We start from the raw sequence: 18651 nt of genomic DNA, 5'->3' as shown, positions 1-18651 counted from the left end.
CAGCAAGAAACGTGCATCGCCGCTTGCTACTTGCGCAACCCCTGCAGCTTGGCAAACGCACTCGCCATCTGCCCCGCCGGCTGCGGCGAGTTGTCGCGCCGGCCTTGTTGCTGCTGGCCGCGCCCCGCTCCTTCGAAGCGGTTGTCGCGCGGACCGTCGCGGCGCGCGGGCGCCGCATCGAGCTTCATCGACAGGCCGATGCGCTTGCGTGCCACGTCCACTTCCATCACCTTGACCTTGACGATGTCGCCGGTCTTGACGACTTCTCGCGCGTCGTTGACGAACTTGTGGCTCAGCTGGCTCACGTGGACCAGGCCGTCCTGGTGCACGCCGAGGTCGACGAAAGCGCCGAACTGGGCCACGTTGCTCACGGTGCCCTCGAGGATCATGCCCTCGACCAGGTCCTTGATGTCGTCCACGCCGTCGTTGAAGCGCGCCACCTTGAAGTCGGGGCGCGGGTCGCGGCCGGGCTTCTCGAGTTCGCCCAGGATGTCCTTGACGGTGATGACGCCGAACTTCTCGTTGGCGAACAGCTCGGGCTTCAGCGTCTTGAGCATGTCGGCGCGGCCCATCAGCTCGGCGATGGGCTTGCCGGTCTTCACGATGATCTGCTCGACCAGCGGATAGGTTTCGGGGTGCACGCCGGTGATGTCCAGCGGGTCGGCGCCGTCGCGGATGCGCAGGAAGCCCGCGCTCTGCTCGAAGGCCTTGGGGCCGAAGCCGGTCACGTCGAGCAACTGCTTGCGGGTGGAAAACGCGCCGTTGGCTTCGCGCCAGCGCACCACCGCCTTGGCCACGCTGGCGGACAGGCCCGAGACGCGGCTGAGCAGCGGAACGCTCGCGGTATTCAGATCGACGCCCACCGAGTTCACGCAGTCTTCGACCACGGCCTGCAGCGTGCGTGCGAGCTCGCTCTGGTTCACGTCGTGCTGGTACTGGCCCACGCCGATGCTCTTGGGGTCGATCTTCACGAGTTCGGCCAGCGGATCTTGCAGGCGGCGCGCGATGGAGGCGGCGCCGCGCAGGCTCACGTCCACGTCGGGCATTTCCTGCGAGGCGAATTCGCTGGCCGAGTACACGGAGGCGCCGGCTTCGCTGACGACGACCTTGTCGACCTTCACTTCGGGCGCGCCGGCTTGGGCGGCCATCTTGGCCAGCAGCTTGATGAGGTCGGCGGCCAGCTTGTCGGTTTCGCGGCTGGCGGTGCCGTTGCCGATGGCGATGAGGTTCACGCCGTGCTTGGCGCACAGCTTGCCCAGCGTGTGCAGCGAGCCTTCCCAGTCCTTGCGCGGCTCGTGGGGGAACACGGTGGCGGTTTCGACCAGCTTGCCGGTGGAGTCAACCACGGCCACCTTCACGCCGGTGCGGATGCCCGGGTCCAGGCCCATCACGACGCGCGGGCCGGCGGGCGCCGCCAGCAGCAGGTCGCGCAGGTTGTCGGCAAACACCTTGATGGCGACCTTCTCGGCATCTTCGCGCAGGCGGGTGAACAGGTCGCGCTCGGTCGACAGCGCCAGCTTGACGCGCCAGGTCCAGGCCACGCACTTGCGGATCAGGTCGTCCGACGGGCGAGCCGCATGGCTCCAGCCCAGGTGCAGCGCGATGCGGCCTTCGGCGATGCTGGGCTTGCCCGGTTCGGGCTCCACGGGCAGCACCAGCTTGGCGTCGAGGATGTCGAGCGCGCGGCCGCGGAACACGGCCAGCGCACGGTGCGAGGGCACGCGGCCGATGGGTTCGTCGTACTCGAAGTAGTCGCGGAACTTGGAAACGTCGGCGTTGTTCTCGTCCTTGCCGGCCATCAGGCTGGACTTGAGCAGGCCCTCAGCCCAGAGCCATTCGCGCAGGCCCTGCACCAAGGCGGCGTCTTCGGCCCAACGCTCGGAAAGAATGTCGCGCACACCATCGAGCACGAGCGGCACGGTGGAGAAATCGGGGCCTGGCTTGCCGTCGTCCAGCGTGGTGGCGGGCTGCAGGAAGGCCTTGGCTTCAACGGCCGGGTCCAGCGTAGGGTCGGCCAGCAGCTTGTTGGCCAGCGGCTCGATGCCGAATTCGCGGGCGATCTGGCCCTTGGTGCGGCGCTTTTGCTTGAACGGCAGGTACAAGTCTTCGAGTTCCTGCTTGGTCGGCGCGAATTCGATTGCGGCGCGCAGCTCGGGGGTCAGTTTGCCTTGCTCGTCGATGGCCTTGAGCACCGCCACACGGCGGTCTTCGAGTTCGCGCAGGTAGGAAAGACGCGCTTCCAGTTCACGCAGCTGGGTGTCGTCGAGGCCGTCGGTGGCTTCCTTGCGGTAGCGGGCGATGAATGGAACCGTGGCGCCTCCGTCGAGCAGTTCGACGGCGGCCTTCACCTGGTTCTCGCCGACCTTGATTTCGGCGGCGAGCTGGCGAATGATTTTCTGCATGTCTTGAGCGCGTCCCTGGCAAAGCGCGGGAGTTTGCCATAGGCGCGGACGGCGTCCGTCCGGGCGGCCCGGCGGGCGTGTTACAGCATGCTTTCCGCTTCGGCCCGGGTGCCGGTCGGCGCCTGCGCTTGGCTCGAAACCACCAGTAGCACGCTCAGCCCGCGCGGCGCGGCATTTTCGATTGTCAGCTCGCCGCCTATGGCGTCGGCCCGGGAGCGCATGCTGCGCAGGCCCTTGCCCGTATCGGCGGAAGACGCGCTTCGCGAACCCAGTCCGCGGCCGTCGTCGCGCACCTCCAGCATCAGCAATCCCCGGTCGCGAAGGCCGAAGCGCAGTTCGACACGGGTCGCCTGCGCATGCCGCAGCGCATTGGACATGGCTTCCTGCGCCACCCGGCAGATCTGCATCGCGGTTTCCGGCGGCACCCAGCGGGTGTTGGCCTCGCTGGCGATGTGCCATTCGAGCGCGATGCCGAGCCGGTCGAACGCGGGCTGCAGCCGGTAGCGCACGTGGGCCAGTCGCTCGACGACGCTGGCGGACGTCTGGTCGTCAAGGTCGTCCACCGTCATCTGGAGTTCGAGCAGGCAGTCCTGCAGGGCCATCGACAGGCTACCGGGCCCGGCAGACCGGGGGTCCTGGCTGGCCAGCAGCGCCACCAGCCGGGAGCCCACGCCGTCGTGCAGGTCGTTGGCAATGCGCCGTCGCTCGGCGACCACCGCCTGCGACGGCCGATGGTCTGCGGCGCGGCGCCGGAAGACCAGAAAACAGACGCTGGCGAGGAGCGCGGCAAGCACCGCCACGTTCAGCGCTTGCAGCGCCCAGAAGGCGAACGGCATGTCATCCGCCGTCACGCCGATGGCCGACGTGGCCCGGATGACCTGCGCGGTCACGGGCGTCAGGTGCAGCGCACCCACCAGGCCGGCCCACATCAGGAGCCGCCGGCGCGAGACGCGCGAGCGCAGCCACGTCAACAGCACGCACCACGAGCCGATCGACAGCCACACGAACTGGTCTTCCAGGAAGTGCGGTAAAGAAAAGACCTGCGGCGCCAGCATGGCATGGGCTACAGCAGCCCCCGGTGGGAGGCAAAGCTCACGGCCTGCGCGCGGGTGTGGGCGTGCAGCTTGCGGTAGATGTTCTTGACGTGCGCGTTAACCGTCTGGGCGCTGATGGTGAGCTGCAGCGCGATTTCCTCGGTAACGTAGCCCGTTGCTACAAGTCGTAACACTTCGCGCTCCCGCGCGGATAACGTCGCCTTTGTGTCCGGCGGACGCACCGGATTGACGTTGGAGCGCTTGTGATCGAGGTGCACGAGCAGCCGGCGCGCCAGCCGCGGGGTGATGGCGGCCCCACCGTTCACCACCTGCAGCACGGCCTGGGCATAGCTCTGGAACCACGCGTTCTTGACCAGGTAGCCGGAAGCGCCGAGTTCGAAGGCATGCAGCACCTGGGGTTCGTCCTCGAGCGCCGAGATGACGATGATTTCCGCCGCGCTGCGATGCCGCTTGGCCTCTTCGATGAGCTCGAATCCGCTGCCGTCGCCCAGGCGGATGTCGACCATGAGCACGTCGAACTCATGCTGCAGCAGCAATCGTCGGCCTTCGCGCAGCGTGCCGGCTTGCCCTTCGAGTTGAATGCGCAGGTCGCCCAGCAATTCCTGGGCGATGACGCGACGCACGAAGGGGTCGTCGTCCACCAGCAGGACGCGCACGGGTTTGGTCTGTTGCCCGGTTAGGAAATCAGGCCACGGGAGAGTGTCGGCGGACGGCGAGAGAAGCCCGCCGAACTGGCCGGGATTGGCGTATTGCCTACCCCCGCTGCCCACATCTGTCAATGAAATGTCGAGATCGCTTTCCATTCCAGCCCCTTTGTGACAAATAGCACATCTTGTTCGTGACCAAAAGTTAATTCATTTCTACTCAGATTTTGAGTTTCAGTTTTTTTGATTACTTTGGTTGCATTTTGTTTCGACTAGTCAACAATGTCCATCGAAAGTTGTAGTTTTTCCCTCGGCCGCCGCATCGAGGGGTCCCTCCCCGCGGCCCCCCGAAATGGTGCAAAACACACCTTTCGCCATAGCCTTGCTCTACCCAGCACTGGGCATTTTTCCCCGGTTCCTCGACGCAGAAACTGCACCTCGGTCGTGACGGAAGCATTTCAAGCAGTGCCGCTGACCGTTAGCTGATGGCCGGATTGATCCGGCAATCGGGTTCGTTTCAACAACTTTCGAGGAAGCATCATGAAGAAGACACTCATCGCGATCGCAGTGGTTCTGGTTGGAAGCGTTGCCTCGGCAACCAGCACCACGGCCCTCGCCGCCACCAGTACGACGACCGGCTCTTCCAGTTCCGCCGGATCTGTGGCCGCCAGCTCGGGCACGGGCAGTGCACTGAGCTACAACGCAGCCAACTCCAGCTCGTCGGCCAACGCCAACGCTGCAGGCGGCGCGGTCAGCTTTCCGGGTCTGCGCATCGGTGGCGCAACGGCAGGCGGCTCGGCGACCACGCAAGGCCGCGTGACCAGCGTGGCTGCAACGACAGGCAATGGCGCCGCAGCGGGCGCTGCCAATGCCTCGGCCAATGCAGGCGCGACCGCCAATGCCAACTACAGCGCGGGCGGACCCAACTCCGTGAGCGGCAGCGCAGGCGGAACCGCCGGCTCCACGACCAACAACACGGCCGCAACGGCCGCGGGTCCTGGCGGTGGCCTGGCTGTGGTAACGCGCACCTCCGGCACGACGTCGAGTTTCAATGCCTCGTCGGGCGCCATCAACGGCTTCGTCAACGGCACGACCACCTCGGCAACGGCTGGCTCGACCGGCGGCTCCTTCGGCGTGACCAACCTCAGCTTCGGCAATGCCGCCGGCTTCAGCAACGGTGGCGGTACCGGCGGCCTGGCTGGCTCCGGTGCAACTGCATCGGCTCCCTGAGCCCTTCTCGCACAGGTTGTTGCACTCAGAAATGGGGAGGGGCTAGCCCCTCCCCGGCTTCCAAAGGAGTTGAGAACATGAAAAAACTTATTGTCCTGACCTTGCTGGGCTTGTCCGCGGGCGCCATGGCGCAGACCACGGCGGGCGGTGCCAACAACCAGTCATCGAGTTCAGCCACCACCTCGGCCCAGGGCAACACCCAGGCCGTGAACTTCAACACCAACACCCCCGCGGACACCCGGGCGACGCTGAACCAGAACGTCAACAACACGGGCGCCACGACGAGCACCGTCGACTACCGGGGCAGCTACACGATCAAGAACGTGCCATCGGTCAACGGCCCCAACCTGACGACGAGCAACGACACCTGCATGGGCAGCACGAGCGCCAGCGCGAACGGACCGGGCGTCGGACTCAGCTTCGGCACCACCTGGACGGACGAGCACTGCAAGCGCCTGAAGATGAGCCGCGAGCTCTGGAACAAGGGCATGAAGGCAGCCTCGCTCGCCATGGACTGCATGGACCCGGCGGCCCTGGCAGCGCTGGAGATGACGGGCACGAAATGCCCGCAGTCGATGACTGCGGACGAACGCGTGACCGCCTACGGGCCGCAGGCGTCGGCAATCGGTGCACCTGCGGCACCGCCGCGCCCGGTGGCTGCGGCTGCGCCAGCGGCCCCCGTCGCAGTGGTACCGGCGGCGGCGCCGCCAGCACCCGTCGCCGAAGTCGCACCCGCCGCGCAGCCGGTGGCCACGGCCCAGGACGAGCCTCCGGCAGCGGTGTCGATGCCCGTTGCCAGCGCCACGGTGACGGCAATGGACCCGGGCGAAGCGGCGGCCATTCGCGCGGCACGGCCGGCCGGCGACGTTGCGTCCGCATCGATGGCAGTCCGGCAATGACCGCGTGGAGCCTGACATGACCAGGACCGTAATCCTCTGGCTGGCGGCCTGCTGCACGGCGACAGTCGCGGCTGCGGCGGCCGCGCCCTCGCCTCCGGTGCTGCGCATCGAGCGGATGAACATGGGCAGCGGCTTGCAGAACGCACGGGGCACCGAAAACGCCGAACCGGTCGGCACCCTGGGCGTGTGGCACGTGCCGCAGTACCTGCCGGGCTTTCCGACAGCCGCGACGATCTGGCCGCGCGTGATCATCCTGCAGTGCGCCAGCGACCTGTGCTCCGGCTACGAGATCACTCCGGAGATGGGACGCGGCGAATACCTCTTCTTCGTGCCGGAGAAGAAGTAAACAGGCGGCGTTGGCCCGCGCGCCGGACGGCCGCGGGCCCGCGTTGCCTTACCCTTCGCGGATGACATTCCTCGCGCGCGTCCTGCGCGTCTTGCGTGCCCTGCTCCGCGCCGTTGGCACCGCGCTCATCGTTCCCCTGCTGCTCTTCGAGGAGTGGGGCTGGGAGCCACTGGCTGCGCTGGCGGCACGGCTGTCCCGCCTTCCCTTCTGGGCCGCGCTCGAAGAACGGTTGCGCCGGCTGCCGCCCTGGGGCGCAGTGCTGGCCTTCTTCGTGCCCGTGTTGCTGCTGCTTCCGGTGAAGGTGCTGGCTCTCTTTCTCTTCAGCCGCGGCCATGCAGCCACGGGCCTCACCGTGCTCGTGCTGGCCAAGCTGGCGGGCACGGCCATCGTCGCGCGGATCTTCCAGCTGGTCGAAGGGCCGCTGATGCGCATTCCATGGTTTGCCCGCTGGTATCCGCGGTGGAAGGCCTGGAAGGACCACGTGCTCACCATCGTTCGCCAGAGCCGTCCGTGGCGCGTGGTGCGGGCGCTGAACCGGCGCATTTCGCGGGGCTGGCGGCGGTTCAGGGAAGGTTGATTTTGCTCATTTTTACCCGGGTATATTGTTATTTCAATTTAACCCGGGTAATATTTGATGCATGAACCTCTCTGAAGAAACCCGGCGCGCCCTCACCCGCCATTACAAGGAAACCCCGCGCCCGGCCGGCGTCTTCGTCATCAGAAACACGCTGAGCGGTCGCGTCTACGTGGCCGGCAGCCTCGACGTCGAAGGCGCGATGAACCGCGCGCGCTTCGAGCTGAACATGCCCGCTCATCGCAACAAGGCGCTCCAGCAGGACTGGAACGCCCACGGCGCCGGCCATTTCACCTTCGAAGTGATCGACCGGATCAAGGAGCGCGAAGACCCCGATTTCGATCGCAAGGCCGAACTCGACAAGCTCCTGCCACTCTGGCAGGAAGAGCTTCAATGCTTCGGCCCGAACGGCTACAACACACCATGAGCGCCCACGCAACGTACGGCGGCGAGATGCCGCACGCCGGAGCGCATCAGCGAGTAGATTACGCACCTCGTTTCGCTTGGCACCCCCAGGAACAAAACACCCGAATGTCATCTGACACCCTACCCACCACCCTGACCGTGTTCTTCGGCTTCCAGCGCGTCGCACAGGGCAGCAAGGCCGAAGTGCTCGACCAGCTGCGCCGCCGCGACGACCCCGGGCCGTACCTCGTGTTCGACGACCAGACCGGCACGCAACTCGACCTCGACCTGCGCGAGCTGTTGCCCGAATTGCGCGATCACGAAGCCGAGCACCGCGACGATGCCCCGCGCGGCGTCGGCCGGCCCAAGCTCGGCGTGGTCGCACGCGAAGTCACGCTGCTGCCGCGCCACTGGGACTGGCTCGGACGCCAGCCCGGCGGCGCCTCGGTCGCGCTGCGCAAGCTGGTCGACGACGCCCGCCGCGTGAACGCCGAGCGCGACACCGTGCGCGCCGCGCACGAGGCCACCTACCGCTTCATGACCGCGATCGCGGGCAACCTGCCCGGCTTCGAGGAAGCCACCCGCGCGCTGTTCGCCGGCGAAGAGCAACGCTTCGGCAACCTGATCGAGCCCTGGCCCGCCGACGTGCGCGCCCATCTGCAGAAACTGTCGGCCGCAGGCTGGCCTCCCCAATGAGAACAACTCCCGAGACAACCGGCGCCGGCAGCGGCGCCGACCCTAGCGGCCTGCAAGGCGTGCCCGTGGCGCCGGTGAACGCGCCGCGCCCGCTATGGAAGGTCTTTCTTTTCTTCCTCGCGCCGATGTTGCTCAGCAACATCCTTCAATCGCTCTCCGGCACGCTCAACAACGTGTACGTCGGGCAGATGCTCGGCGTGGGCGCGCTGGCCGCCGTGTCGAGCTTCTTTCCGGTGATGTTCTTCTTCATCGCCTTCATCATCGGCCTGGGCGCCGGCGCCTCGGTGCTGATCGGGCAGGCCTGGGGCGCACGCGACGTTGCCAAGGCCAAGGCCGTGGCCGGCACCACGCTCACCGTCGGCGTGCTGATGGGCCTGGTGATCGCGGTGTTCGGCGGCGCGTTCACCACGCCGATGCTGGCCGCGCTGGGCACGCCGCCCGACGTGCTGGCCGACTCCACGCGCTACGCCCGCATCATGCTGATCGCGATGCCTGGCGTGTTCGTGTTCCTGCTGGCCACCGCGATGCTGCGCGGCGTGGGCGACACCGTCACACCGCTGCTCACGCTGGTGATCTCAACGCTCATCGGGCTGGTGGTCACGCCCGCGCTCATTCGCGGCTGGGGCGGCCTGCCGCAACTCGGCGTGGCGAGCGGCGCATGGGCGTCGGTGCTGTCTTTCATCGTGGCGACCACCTGGCTCGGCTTTCGGCTGCGCCAGAAAAAGAGTCCGCTCGCGCCTGACGCGGCGTTCATGCGCAACTTGCGTATCCAGCCGCAATTGCTGAAGGCCGTGCTGCGCATCGGCGTGCCCACGGGCGTGCAGATGATCGTCGTGGCGCTGGCCGAAGTGGTGCTGCTCTCGATGGTCAACGGCTACGGCTCGAAAGCCACGGCGGCCTACGGCGCGGTGAACCAGGTGGTGGCGTACGTGCAGTTCCCGGCGATCTCGATTGCCATCACCGCGTCGATCCTCGGCGCGCAGGCCATCGGTGCGGGTCGCGCCAACCGGCTCGGCGCAATCGCGAAGACGGCGCTGCTGATGAACCTGGTGCTGACCGGCGGGCTGGTGCTGCTGGGCTACCTGTTCTCGCGGCCGCTGATGGGCTTTTTCATCACCAGCGCGCCAGTCATCGAGATTGCCCAGACGCTGCTGCACATCATGCTGTGGAGCCTGGTGATCTTCGGCATGGCCGCTGCGCTGTCGGGGATCATGCGGGCCAGCGGCTCGGTGCTGGTGCCCACGCTGATTTCCATCGTCTGCATCCTCGGCGTGGAAGTGCCGGTGGCCTGGGTCATGAGCCACCGCATCGGGCTCGACGGGATCTGGATCGCCTACCCCGTGACCTTCGGCGCGATGCTGCTGCTGCAGACCGCGTACTACCAGCTGGTGTGGCGCAAGAAGGCAATCCACCGGCTGGTGTAGCCGCCACACCTTGGCCGGGGCGACGGCGGATCACTCCCCGTCGAAGGCCTTCTGCGCCGCGGCGAGATCGAGCTTGACCATCTTCATCATCGCCTCCATCGCGCGGGCGGCCTTGGCCGGGTCCTTGTCCTGGAACATGCGGATCATGGCCGTGGGCGCAATCTGCCACGACACGCCGTAGCGGTCGGTGAGCCAGCCGCACTGCACGGGCTCGCCGCCGCCTTCGAGCAGCTTGTCCCAGTAGTTGTCGACCTCGGCCTGCGTCTCGCACTTCACGAACATCGAGATGGCCGGGTTGAACTTGTACTGAGGCCCGCCGTTGAGCACCATGAACTCCTGCCCTTCGAGCTCGAAGGTCGCGGTGAGCAGCGAGCCCTTCTTGGCTGGGTTGACGTCGCCCCAGAGCAGTTTGTCGGTCACGCGTGAGTTCGGGAAGATGGAGGTGTAGAACTTCAACGCGTCTTCGCCGTTGCCGTCGAACCAGAGGCAGGGAACGATCTTCTGCATGGGATCTCCTTTGCTTGAATGATGAACCTTGAGGTTCAGTATCAAAGCGGCAGGAGGCTCTTGTCAACCCGTGCAACGCCTGTCAGTGAGAAGTTGACAGGCTCGTCCTTCCCGGCCATCAGGCGATGCGGTAGAAGCCCTGGTCGCTACGCACGCCCGCATTCTTCGTGAACGCGACCGGATCGAAGCCTTCCTCGGCGAACTTCCTCTTCACGAATTCGGCGGCCGAGGCCATGGCCTGCTCGCTTGCCCACTCGACCAGCGTCACCACGTTGAACTCGCCGCTGCCGCCGGTCTGGTCCAGCACGTAGGTGCGCTGGCAGCCCGGCCAGGTGCGCAGCGTCTGCTGGATGCGCTGCATCTGGGCGATGAACTCGTGGCGAGCTTCGGCGGGCACGACAAACTTGTCGATGCGAAATACGGGACCGGATTGGAGGGCGATGGCATCGTTCGGCATGAAGCGGGTTCCTTGGTGAGAAAAATGCGCACAGGACCTGCGCGCTGAAAGTTATTCTCAAACCTCAAGTAAAGTTGAGGTCAAGAGGTTTTTCTCCACATGAACGACGCACTGCAAAAGGCCGGCATCTCCCCCACGCTCACCGTCGGCGAGGTCGCGCGCCGCAGCGGCGTCACGGTGTCCACCCTGCATTTCTACGAGGCGCAGGGCCTGATCGACAGCACCCGCACTGCAGGCAACCAGCGGCGCTATCCGCGCACGGTGCTGCGGCGCGTGGCCTTCGTGCGGGTAGCGCAAAGGGTAGGCATTTCGCTTGCCGACATCGGCACGGCGCTGGCTACCCTCCCCGCGTCCGCTGCGCCCAGCCGCGAAGACTGGGCCCGCCTGTCGGCCTCGTGGCGCGCCGAGCTGGATGAGCGCATGGCGCAGCTGCAGAAACTGCGCGACACGCTCGACGACTGCATCGGCTGCGGCTGCCTGTCGATCGACCGGTGCAAGCTGCGCAATCCGCTGGACCGGCTGGGCGCCGAGGGCCAAGGGCCGCAACGCTTGCTGGTGAGGCGCGGCGCCTAGAAGTCGTAGAGCGCCGCCGGGTTGTCCACCAGAATGCGCCGCCGCGTGTCGTCGCTGGTTGCCCAGGAAAACAGCAGGTCGTACAGCGGCGCGCTTTCGGGCCTGGGGTTGCGCCCCGGGTGCGGCCAGTTGCTGGCCCAGAGGCAGCGCTCGGGAAACTTCTCGGCCAGCGTGCGGGCCAGCAGGCTCACGTCGTCGTAGCCGGGCGCGCCGGTCTTCGAGGTCTCGTAGGGCGCCGAAAGCTTGATCCACACGCGCCCCGAATCGAGCACGCGCAGCAGCGACTGGAACGACGGATGATCCGGCGCCACCGGCTCCAGGAACTTGCCGTTGTGGTCCAGCACCAGCCGGCACGGCAGGCGCTTGAGCACTGCTTCGTGCTCGGGCATCGTGCGGCCGTCAAGCTGCAGGTTGACCATCCAGTCGGCATTGGCCAGCCGTGCGGCCATCGGTTCGAGCGACGCCCAGCTCAGCACGCCGCCGATCATCATGTAGCGCACGCCGCGCATGCCGCCTGCGTGCAGGCGCGCGATCTCGGCATCGGCCACGTCGGGCGCTACCAGCGCAATGCCGCGCGCTGCATTGCCGAACTGGGCCAGCGCATCGAGCGTGCAGCTGTTGTCGAAGCCGTAACCCGTGGGCTGCACGACCACGGCGCGGTCGATGCCCAACAGCTGCTGCACCTGTTCGCGGTAAGCCGACACGGGCGAATGCGGCGGCACCCACGCGACGTTCGGAATCAGCGGGAAGCGGTCTTCGTAGATGTGGACGTGGCAGTCGCAAGCGCCGGGGTAGCGCGCATTCCGGGTCGGTTCCATGGGGCTCTCTTTGCGGGATGTGTGGATCGGACGTTCAGGTGCGAGCGCCGAAGGCCTGCTGCCAGCGATAAGCCTCGGCCGCGTTCACTGCGCCCTTTGGCGCCCTGCCCTGGAAGATTTCGGCCAGCTGCGACACGGTTTCCATCGCCTGATGCTCGACGGCCGCCGGCGTGAGTCCACCGATGTGCGGCGTGGCAATCACGCGCGGGTGAGTCGCCACGCGCGTCGACGGCATCTGGTCGGGCGCGCGGCCCACGTCCACAGCGCATCCCGCGATCGTGCCGGCATCGAGCGCGGCAAGCAGCGCGTCTTCATCCACCAGATTGCCGCGCGATGCATTGATGAAGAAGGCGTGCGGCTGCATCGCGGCGAAGGTCTTGGCATTCATCATGTTCTCGGTCGCCTCGGTGGCCGCCGCGAGGCAGACCACGAAGTCCGACTGCGCCAGCAGCGCGTCGAGCTCCACCTGCGCGAACTCGGCCCGGCCTGTCGCGGTGTACGGGTCATGCACCAAGATGCGCATGCCCAGCGCCAGCGCGACATCGCACAGGTAGCGGCTGATCTGCCCATAGCCGATCACGCCCAGCGTGCTCCCGCGCAACTCGCGCCCCATCGCCGGCACCACGGGCTGGCCCGCGTGGTAGCCCTCGGCCGAGGCGCTGATGTGCCGACCCAGGTCGATCATCACGCCCACGATCCACTCCGACACCGAGGGGATGAACCCCGCGCTCGCCTGCGTCACCAGCACGCCGTGCCGGCTGGCGGACGCCACGTCGATGTTGCGGATGTCGATGGCGCAGCGCACGAAGGCCTTGAGCTGCGGCAGCGCGGCGAACAGCGCCTCGTCGCCCACCGTCTGACGGTAGGAAATGATGGCGTCGCAGTCGTGTGCCAGTTCGGCCAGCTCGCGCGACGAGAGATCGGTGTCCGTGGGGTTGAAGCGCACCTGCGCGATGGCCTGCAGGGCGGCGGCGGCGCGGTCGCCGAAATAGTGGGCGAGCTTGCTTTGCGGATGGCTGACGAAAACCGTGGTCATGAAAAAAGACTTCTGCTCAGGGAAAGAAAAGAACTAGCCGCGCGGCGGCGCCACCGATTCGCGCGCCACCAGCGTGGGCGCAAAAACGAACTCCTGCGTCGAGATCGACGGATCCGACAGCCGGCTCATCACCCGCTCGACCATCACCTGCGCCATCTCGGGCACCGGCACGCGCACCGAGGTCATCGCGGGGTGCATCAGCGTCGAGAGAAACACGTTGTCGATGCCGATGACCGACACGTCCTGCGGCACCTCCAGGCCCGCATCGCGAAAACCCGCCATCAGGCCGAAGGCCAGCAGGTCGTTCACGCCGATCACGCCGGTCGGGCGATTCTTCGACTTCGCGATGAGCCCTGCCTGCATGCGGCCGAGCTCGCTCATCATCGAATCGCCGTATTCGTCGACCGGCATGCCTTCGATGACCTGCGCGCTGCCCTCGAGGCCCGCGCTCTTCGCGGCCGCCAGGAAGCCGTTGATCTTCTCGCTGCGGCTCATGGTGCGGCCCGACGGGGTGATGAAGGCTAGCCGGCGGTGCCCCTGGTCGATCAGGTGCTGCGTGGCGATGCGCGACGACTCGAAGCTGTCGACCGTCACGTGGTCGATCACCGAGGCCCCACCCGATGCGGCGGGCGTGGCGCGCCGGTCGTAGCTCACCACCACCAGTCCGCGCTCGGCGGCGGCCTCCACGTGCTGCTCGTCGACCAGCGACGAGATGATGATCACGCCGCGCACGCCATGCGCCATCAGGTCCTCGAAGAAATGCGCTTCCTTGGCGGCGTCGCGGTAGGTGTTGCCGATCATGATGCGAAAGCCGTAGCGCTCCTGCGCCAGCGTTTCCACCTCGCGGGCGATGAAGCCGTACATCGGGTTGGCCATCGACGGCACCAGCAGCCCGATCAGCGGCGTGTACCCCGTCTTGAGTTGCCGCGCCGAGGTGTTGGGCCGGTACTTGAGCTCGCGGATGGCGGTCTCGACGCGCGCCAGCGTCTCCTTGGCCATGCGGTCGCTGCGCCCGTTCAACACGTTCGACACGGTGCTGGTCGACACCCCCGCCCGCTGGGCGACATCGCTGATTCTGCTCACGGCATCCTTCCTGTTGTCTCTGGTCTTTGTCTTGTCGCGGTCCGTTCACATCCCCATGCGCAGCGGCAGCCACGTGGAGAAGGCCGGCACCAACACCAGCACCACGAGGGTAACGAACAAGACGGCCAGGTATTTCATCATCGGCCGCGCCACGTCCTTCACCTGCGTGCCGGTGATCGCGCAGGTGGCGAACAGGCCCAGCCCGACCGGCGGCGCGAACAGCCCGAAGCCCATGGCAATGACCATCACCGTGCCGAAGTGCAGCGGGTTCACGCCCAGCTGCGAGGCAATGGGCGTGAGCAGCGGTCCGAAGATGATGAGCGCCGGCGCGCCCTCGAGAATGGCGCCGAACACGATCATGATGAGCACCGACAGCATCACGAACATCGTGCTGCCGTACGAGTGCGCGAAGCCGATCATGTACTCCGACAGGTACTGCGGAATCTGCTGGATCGTGAGCGCAAAAGACAGGCTCGACGCCGCTGCCACGATGAACAAAATGCCCCCCGCCATCGACGCCGAACGCACGAACAGCCGCGCCACCGACTTCACCGTGAGCTCGCGAAAGGCCAGCCAGCCCACCACCAGCGCATAGACCACCGCGAACGAAGACACCTCGGTCGAGGTGGCAATGCCCGAGGTCACGCCCTTGCCGATCATCGCCACCATCACCAGTGCCACCAGCGCGCCGCCCAGCAGGCGGAACATGGGGGTGCGCACGTCGAAGGCCTCGTCGGGGTTGATCTTCGTGCCCACGTAGATGGTCACCGCAGCCAGCGACACCGCCAGCACCACGGCCGGAATCAGCCCCGCCATGAACAGCCCGGCAATCGAGATGTTGGCCACGAAGCCCATGATGATCATGTTGATGCACGGCGGAATGGTCTCGGCCATCACCGCGGTGCAGGCCAGCAGGCCGGCGGTTTCGTTCGGGTCCTGCTTCGTCCTGCGCACGGCCGGCATGATGATGCCGCCCACCGCCGCGATGTCCGCCAGCTTGGAGCCCGACACGCCCGAGAAGAACGCCGTGGCCGTGATGGTGATGAGCCCCAGCCCGCCGCGCAGCCGCCCGAACATGCGCAGCAGCAGCTCGATGAGCCGCGACGACATGCCGTTGGCCTCCATCAGCAGGCCCGCCAGCACGAAGAACGGAATGGCCAGCAGCACGTAGTGGTCGGTGCCCGCCATCACCTGCTGCGAATACACCAGCATGGGCAGCGACGGGTCGGCCATGAAGAACACCAGCGACGACAGCGCAAGCACAAAGGCAATGGGCATGCCCAGTGCCATGCCGCCGAGAAAGCCCGCCACGAGCAGCGCCCAGGGTGGAATGGCGTGCTCGCTCATCAGCGTGTTCCAGCCCACCACCGCGGCCGTCAGCGCCAGCCCCACGCCCAGCGTGGACCACACCACGCGCGAAGGCCCGTTCACCGCATTGGCCAGCCCGAACAGCGTCATGAACAGGCTGCCGATGGCCACCGGGTACACGTAGATCCACTGCGGCAGGCCGATGGAGGTCGTCATGTTGTACGAATCGAGCAGCAGCTCGCACGACGAGGCGAAGAGGCTCGCCGACACGCCCACGATGATCCAGCTGCCGAACTGGATCAGCGCCGGCTGCCAGCGCACCGGCAGCATGCCGCGGAACAGGTCCACGCCCACGTGCTGGCTGCGCGCCAGCACTGTGGCCGCGCCAAAGAACACCTGGATCACCATCAGCGCGCGCGCCACCTCCTCCGCCCAGTCGAAGGGGTCATGCAAGAAGTAGCGGAAGATGACCGAGACGAAGACGACCACCACGTCGATGGCCAGCACCACGCCGGCCACGTACTCGGTCATGCGCATCAGCCAGGCGAGCCAGCGGCCTGCGGCGTGGCTGGCATCGAAGCCAAGCGCGGGTTGCAACGGAAGCGACATGCTCGACATGGCGCTTCAGGCCCGAGCGCCGTTGATGGCGGCAAACAGCGGCCCCGTCTCCGGGTACTGCTTGGCGAAGCCGGCCCAGAGCTTCGTTTCCATTTCCTTGCGGACCTGGTCGCGCTCGTTCTTTGCCATGGGCGTGAAGGTGATGCCGAGCTTTTTCAGCTCTTCCATCACCTGCTGCGTGCGCTCGTTGCCAATCTGGCGCTGCTGCAGCGTGGAGTCGGCCGCGGCCTTCAGGAAGGCCGGGCGCAGCGCGGCGGGCACGCGGTCCATCGCGCGCTTGCCGGCCACGCAGACCATCGGGCTGAACAGGTGCTCGGTCATCCAGCAGTGCTTGACCACCTCGTTGAGCTTGTTGGCCAGCACCGTGCCCGCGTCGTGCTCGAAGCCGTCGACCACGCCGGTCTGCGCCGCCATGTAGAGCTCGCCGAAGGAAATCGGCGTGGGGATCGCGCCCATGATCTTGAAAGTCTCGATGAAGGCTGGCGTGGGCAGCACCCGCAGCTTCACGTTCTTGATGTCGGCCAGCCCCTTCACCGGCTGCTTGGTGTAGACGTTGCGCGCGCCGTAATGCGCTCCCCAGGTGATGATCTGGCAGCCCGTGCTCTTGACCAGCATGTCGTTGAGCTTCGGCCCCACGCCCGCCTCCACCGCACGCGCCACGTGCTCGTAGCTGTCGAACAGGTAGCCCAGGTCGAGCATGCCCAGCTGCGGCGTTACCGTGGCCCAGATCGAAGAGCCCGTGAGCATCATGTCGATGGAGCCCACCTTCACCTGCTGCACCACGTCGCTTTCCTTGCCGAGCTGGTTGTTCGGAAAGTAGTCGATGCGGATCTGCTCGCCCACCGCTTTCTTCAGGTTGGCCTGCATCAGCTGCACCCACGCGAAGTGCGAGGAATTGAGGTCGGCCACGTGGGAAGACGACAGCCGTAGCGCCACGGTTTTTTCCTGTGCGAAGGCGTGCTGCGAGAAACCCGCCGTCGCCGCAGCAAGCGATAAGGCGGACGATGACTGGACGAACCGGCGGCGTGAAAGCGAGGTCATTTTCTTGTCTCCTGGAGGGTTGTCGGGTCGTGCGCCCGTTTTTGGTGGAACGATTTACTGTATCGATACACAAGAATGCCGACAATGCACTTCCGATAGGTGTTTTCCTTCGTAAACGAGGTAAAGACCGCGCGCTGCAAAGCAAAAGGCAGAATGGAAAAACCACAGGACGCCGCATGACCACCATCACTTCATCGACACCCGACGCCGCCCGCGCCTACGCCGTCGAAATGCATGGCGACCAGAAGTACGGCCCGCATCCGTACGTGCACCACCTGGACGCCGTGGTCGCCCTGCTCCGGCCTTACGGCGACAAAGCGCGCGTCATCGGCTACCTGCACGACGTGGTCGAGGACACCGAGGCCACGGTGTCCGATGTGCGATCACGCTTCGGCGAACTGGTGGCGGCCTGCGTCGCGCTGCTGACCGACGCGCCCGGCGCCAACCGCAAGGAGCGCAAGGCCAAGACCTATGCGGCGCTGGCGAAGGTGACGGGCGACGAAGAACTTGCGCTGGTGGTGAAGGCCGCCGACCGGCTGGCCAATGTGCGGGCATGCGTGGCGGACGGGCATCGCACGCTCTGGGACACGTACCAAGGCGAGCACCCGACCTTCAGGGCCGCCGCGTTCAGGGCGGGGCAATGCGACCCGCTGTGGAGCGAACTGGACACCCTGCTCTCGCCCGTGCACGCGCCCTAGCGAGGCTCGCGCGGCGCGCTCATCAGGTGCCGCAATCGCTGCCCAGGTCCGTCTTGCTGCGCGCCAGCGGCCGGATGGCGTTGCTCCCCGTGGTCAAGGGCTCGACCACCTCGCGGCGGAACGCTTTCAGCGCCTTCGGGGTGTCGGGGCCTGTGCGCGAGGCCTCGATGGCGATGCGCCCTCCCGGCAGGCGCCATTCCTCGACCCTGAGATTTCCCCGCTGCTTGAGCCCGAGCCGTGTCGTCGTGCTTTCGCAAGCCGCGAAGCGGGCTTGCAGTGCTGCGGGGACTGGCGGCGGCGCGCTCGTCGATTGCACGGTGCAACTGCGCGAAAACGCGCGCACCGGATCAGCCGCGCCAGTGAACGACACGTCGATTTCGTCTTTTGTCTCGTCCTTCGGACCGACCAGCGGACCCGCCGGGCACTGCGCGCCGGCAAAGCTGGGCGCCGGAGGCAGCGGCGAGTCGCTGCGCAGCTTGTAGGTCAGCTCGTGGCGCGCCTTGCTCGTGCGCTCCCGCTCGCGAAGGATGGCCCTTGCACCGACAACGCCCGTGGGCGCCTTCACCTCGCTGGCGTAGCGCACCCTGAAGAGGTCCGTTTCGATGTCGTTGTCGCCCGGCGCCAACCGAGCGAGTGCCTCTGCCGCGGTCTTGGGGCCGCCCTGAGATGGATCCCAGCGAATCGCATACTCCGCCTGCGCTGCTGCCGCGCCCGATGCAAAGACGCCGATGCCGCACGCCAGCACCATGACCCATCCGGTTCGTTGCTTCATGACGGTTCCCTCTCCTTGGTGTGCTTCATTCTAGGAAGCAGGTCTTTCCGCCGCATCCCCTGGAA

General features: G+C 66.5%; 20 protein-coding genes. 9 read left to right on the top strand and 11 right to left on the bottom strand.

The annotated features are described in order from the left end of the window. Nucleotides 1-26: 26 nt before the first annotated feature. The 3 genes from NWF24_RS13925 to NWF24_RS13915 form a co-directional block, all read right to left on the bottom strand. On the bottom strand, nt 27-2402 hold the full coding sequence (locus NWF24_RS13925) for a Tex family protein (protein WP_258354654.1): 2376 nt from the start codon (nt 2400-2402) through the stop codon (nt 27-29). 80 nt (nt 2403-2482) lie between these two features. After that, complete coding sequence (locus tag NWF24_RS13920; protein ID WP_258354653.1) at nt 2483-3457, bottom strand: sensor histidine kinase; 975 nt, start codon at nt 3455-3457, stop codon at nt 2483-2485. Between the two features lie 8 nt (nt 3458-3465). Then, nucleotides 3466-4260 carry a LuxR C-terminal-related transcriptional regulator gene (locus tag NWF24_RS13915; protein ID WP_258354652.1) on the bottom strand — a complete coding sequence of 265 codons (795 nt, stop codon included), beginning with the start codon at nt 4258-4260 and terminating at the stop codon, nt 3466-3468. A gap of 381 nt (nt 4261-4641) precedes the next feature. Here NWF24_RS13915 and NWF24_RS13910 point away from each other — a divergent pair, with 381 nt between their 5' ends. From NWF24_RS13910 to NWF24_RS13880, 7 genes are all read left to right on the top strand, one after another. Then, nucleotides 4642-5331: a hypothetical protein gene (locus tag NWF24_RS13910; protein WP_258354651.1), complete on the top strand. Its 690-nt coding sequence runs from the start codon at nt 4642-4644 to the stop codon at nt 5329-5331. A gap of 77 nt (nt 5332-5408) precedes the next feature. Next, complete coding sequence (locus NWF24_RS13905) at nt 5409-6230, top strand: hypothetical protein (protein ID WP_258354650.1); 822 nt, start codon at nt 5409-5411, stop codon at nt 6228-6230. A 16-nt stretch (nt 6231-6246) separates the two neighbouring features. Next, nucleotides 6247-6576, top strand: coding sequence for a hypothetical protein (locus NWF24_RS13900; RefSeq protein ID WP_093056822.1), 330 nt, complete (start codon nt 6247-6249; stop codon nt 6574-6576). A 61-nt stretch (nt 6577-6637) separates the two neighbouring features. After that, nucleotides 6638-7153 (top strand): hypothetical protein, encoded by a 516-nt coding sequence (locus NWF24_RS13895; protein WP_258354649.1) that lies wholly within the window; start codon nt 6638-6640, stop codon nt 7151-7153. A 61-nt stretch (nt 7154-7214) separates the two neighbouring features. Beyond that, complete coding sequence (locus NWF24_RS13890) at nt 7215-7577, top strand: GIY-YIG nuclease family protein (protein ID WP_258354648.1); 363 nt, start codon at nt 7215-7217, stop codon at nt 7575-7577. A gap of 104 nt (nt 7578-7681) precedes the next feature. Continuing rightward, nucleotides 7682-8251, top strand: coding sequence for a DUF2239 family protein (locus tag NWF24_RS13885; RefSeq protein ID WP_258354647.1), 570 nt, complete (start codon nt 7682-7684; stop codon nt 8249-8251). Then, complete coding sequence (locus NWF24_RS13880) at nt 8248-9675, top strand: MATE family efflux transporter (protein ID WP_258354646.1); 1428 nt, start codon at nt 8248-8250, stop codon at nt 9673-9675. Before NWF24_RS13885 ends, NWF24_RS13880 begins: the two co-directional genes overlap by 4 nt. A 30-nt stretch (nt 9676-9705) precedes the next feature. Here NWF24_RS13880 and NWF24_RS13875 read toward each other — a convergent pair whose 3' ends face one another. Continuing rightward, nucleotides 9706-10182, bottom strand: a complete 477-nt coding sequence (locus NWF24_RS13875) for a VOC family protein (RefSeq protein ID WP_093056827.1) — start codon at nt 10180-10182, stop codon at nt 9706-9708. Nucleotides 10183-10300: 118 nt separating this feature from the next. Next, the gene (locus NWF24_RS13870) at nt 10301-10639 is read right to left on the bottom strand and encodes an antibiotic biosynthesis monooxygenase (RefSeq protein ID WP_258354645.1); all 339 of its coding nucleotides are present in this window, start codon (nt 10637-10639) and stop codon (nt 10301-10303) included. A 99-nt stretch (nt 10640-10738) separates the two neighbouring features. Between NWF24_RS13870 and soxR the strand changes: the two genes are divergently transcribed. After that, nucleotides 10739-11212, top strand: a complete 474-nt coding sequence (gene soxR / locus NWF24_RS13865) for a redox-sensitive transcriptional activator SoxR (protein ID WP_097199217.1) — start codon at nt 10739-10741, stop codon at nt 11210-11212. On the opposite strand, the gene NWF24_RS13860 is transcribed toward soxR, so the two are convergent. From NWF24_RS13860 to NWF24_RS13840, 5 genes are read right to left on the bottom strand one after another with little or no spacing between them, the layout of a single operon-like run. After that, nucleotides 11209-12030 (bottom strand): amidohydrolase family protein, encoded by an 822-nt coding sequence (locus NWF24_RS13860; protein WP_258354644.1) that lies wholly within the window; start codon nt 12028-12030, stop codon nt 11209-11211. The genes soxR and NWF24_RS13860 overlap by 4 nt on opposite strands. A 34-nt stretch (nt 12031-12064) precedes the next feature. Beyond that, nucleotides 12065-13066: an NAD(P)-dependent oxidoreductase gene (locus NWF24_RS13855; RefSeq protein WP_258354643.1), complete on the bottom strand. Its 1002-nt coding sequence runs from the start codon at nt 13064-13066 to the stop codon at nt 12065-12067. 33 nt (nt 13067-13099) lie between these two features. Then, the gene (locus NWF24_RS13850; RefSeq protein ID WP_258354642.1) at nt 13100-14149 is read right to left on the bottom strand and encodes a LacI family DNA-binding transcriptional regulator; all 1050 of its coding nucleotides are present in this window, start codon (nt 14147-14149) and stop codon (nt 13100-13102) included. 45 nt (nt 14150-14194) lie between these two features. Beyond that, the gene (locus NWF24_RS13845) at nt 14195-16066 is read right to left on the bottom strand and encodes a TRAP transporter large permease (RefSeq protein WP_375338475.1); all 1872 of its coding nucleotides are present in this window, start codon (nt 16064-16066) and stop codon (nt 14195-14197) included. A gap of 15 nt (nt 16067-16081) precedes the next feature. Next, nucleotides 16082-17116: a TRAP transporter substrate-binding protein gene (locus tag NWF24_RS13840; RefSeq protein ID WP_258354641.1), complete on the bottom strand. Its 1035-nt coding sequence runs from the start codon at nt 17114-17116 to the stop codon at nt 16082-16084. Between the two features lie 176 nt (nt 17117-17292). On the opposite strand from NWF24_RS13840, the gene NWF24_RS13835 reads away from it, so the two are divergent. After that, entirely contained in the window at nt 17293-17814 is a 522-nt protein-coding gene (locus tag NWF24_RS13835; RefSeq protein ID WP_258354640.1) for an HD domain-containing protein, read from the top strand. A gap of 22 nt (nt 17815-17836) precedes the next feature. Here NWF24_RS13835 and NWF24_RS13830 read toward each other — a convergent pair whose 3' ends face one another. Beyond that, complete coding sequence (locus NWF24_RS13830) at nt 17837-18586, bottom strand: hypothetical protein (protein ID WP_258354639.1); 750 nt, start codon at nt 18584-18586, stop codon at nt 17837-17839. Nucleotides 18587-18651: the final 65 nt, after the last annotated feature.

Origin of the sequence: Variovorax paradoxus, from assembly GCF_024734665.1 — a bacterium.
GTDB lineage: Bacteria > Pseudomonadota > Gammaproteobacteria > Burkholderiales > Burkholderiaceae_C > Variovorax.
The sequence above is the reverse complement of the archived record's forward strand: the minus strand, read 5'-3'. Positions and strand labels throughout refer to the sequence as shown.

Bases quoted from the DNA above. Each gene is read 5' to 3' on its own strand.
- NWF24_RS13925 (WP_258354654.1), bottom strand. From the start codon at position 2,402: ATGCAGAAAATCATTCGCCAGCTCGCCGCCGAAATCAAGGTCGGCGAG.
- NWF24_RS13840 (WP_258354641.1), bottom strand. From the start codon at position 17,116: ATGACCTCGCTTTCACGCCGCCGGTTCGTCCAGTCATCGTCCGCCTTA.
- NWF24_RS13860 (WP_258354644.1), bottom strand. From the start codon at position 12,030: ATGGAACCGACCCGGAATGCGCGCTACCCCGGCGCTTGCGACTGCCAC.
- NWF24_RS13890 (WP_258354648.1), top strand. From the start codon at position 7,215: ATGAACCTCTCTGAAGAAACCCGGCGCGCCCTCACCCGCCATTACAAG.
- NWF24_RS13880 (WP_258354646.1), top strand. From the start codon at position 8,248: ATGAGAACAACTCCCGAGACAACCGGCGCCGGCAGCGGCGCCGACCCT.
- NWF24_RS13895 (WP_258354649.1), top strand. From the start codon at position 6,638: ATGACATTCCTCGCGCGCGTCCTGCGCGTCTTGCGTGCCCTGCTCCGC.
- NWF24_RS13835 (WP_258354640.1), top strand. From the start codon at position 17,293: ATGACCACCATCACTTCATCGACACCCGACGCCGCCCGCGCCTACGCC.
- NWF24_RS13845 (WP_375338475.1), bottom strand. From the start codon at position 16,066: ATGTCGCTTCCGTTGCAACCCGCGCTTGGCTTCGATGCCAGCCACGCC.
- NWF24_RS13915 (WP_258354652.1), bottom strand. From the start codon at position 4,260: ATGGAAAGCGATCTCGACATTTCATTGACAGATGTGGGCAGCGGGGGT.
- soxR (WP_097199217.1), top strand. From the start codon at position 10,739: ATGAACGACGCACTGCAAAAGGCCGGCATCTCCCCCACGCTCACCGTC.
- NWF24_RS13855 (WP_258354643.1), bottom strand. From the start codon at position 13,066: ATGACCACGGTTTTCGTCAGCCATCCGCAAAGCAAGCTCGCCCACTAT.
- NWF24_RS13885 (WP_258354647.1), top strand. From the start codon at position 7,682: ATGTCATCTGACACCCTACCCACCACCCTGACCGTGTTCTTCGGCTTC.
- NWF24_RS13905 (WP_258354650.1), top strand. From the start codon at position 5,409: ATGAAAAAACTTATTGTCCTGACCTTGCTGGGCTTGTCCGCGGGCGCC.
- NWF24_RS13900 (WP_093056822.1), top strand. From the start codon at position 6,247: ATGACCAGGACCGTAATCCTCTGGCTGGCGGCCTGCTGCACGGCGACA.
- NWF24_RS13830 (WP_258354639.1), bottom strand. From the start codon at position 18,586: ATGAAGCAACGAACCGGATGGGTCATGGTGCTGGCGTGCGGCATCGGC.
- NWF24_RS13910 (WP_258354651.1), top strand. From the start codon at position 4,642: ATGAAGAAGACACTCATCGCGATCGCAGTGGTTCTGGTTGGAAGCGTT.
- NWF24_RS13920 (WP_258354653.1), bottom strand. From the start codon at position 3,457: ATGCTGGCGCCGCAGGTCTTTTCTTTACCGCACTTCCTGGAAGACCAG.
- NWF24_RS13875 (WP_093056827.1), bottom strand. From the start codon at position 10,182: ATGCAGAAGATCGTTCCCTGCCTCTGGTTCGACGGCAACGGCGAAGAC.
- NWF24_RS13870 (WP_258354645.1), bottom strand. From the start codon at position 10,639: ATGCCGAACGATGCCATCGCCCTCCAATCCGGTCCCGTATTTCGCATC.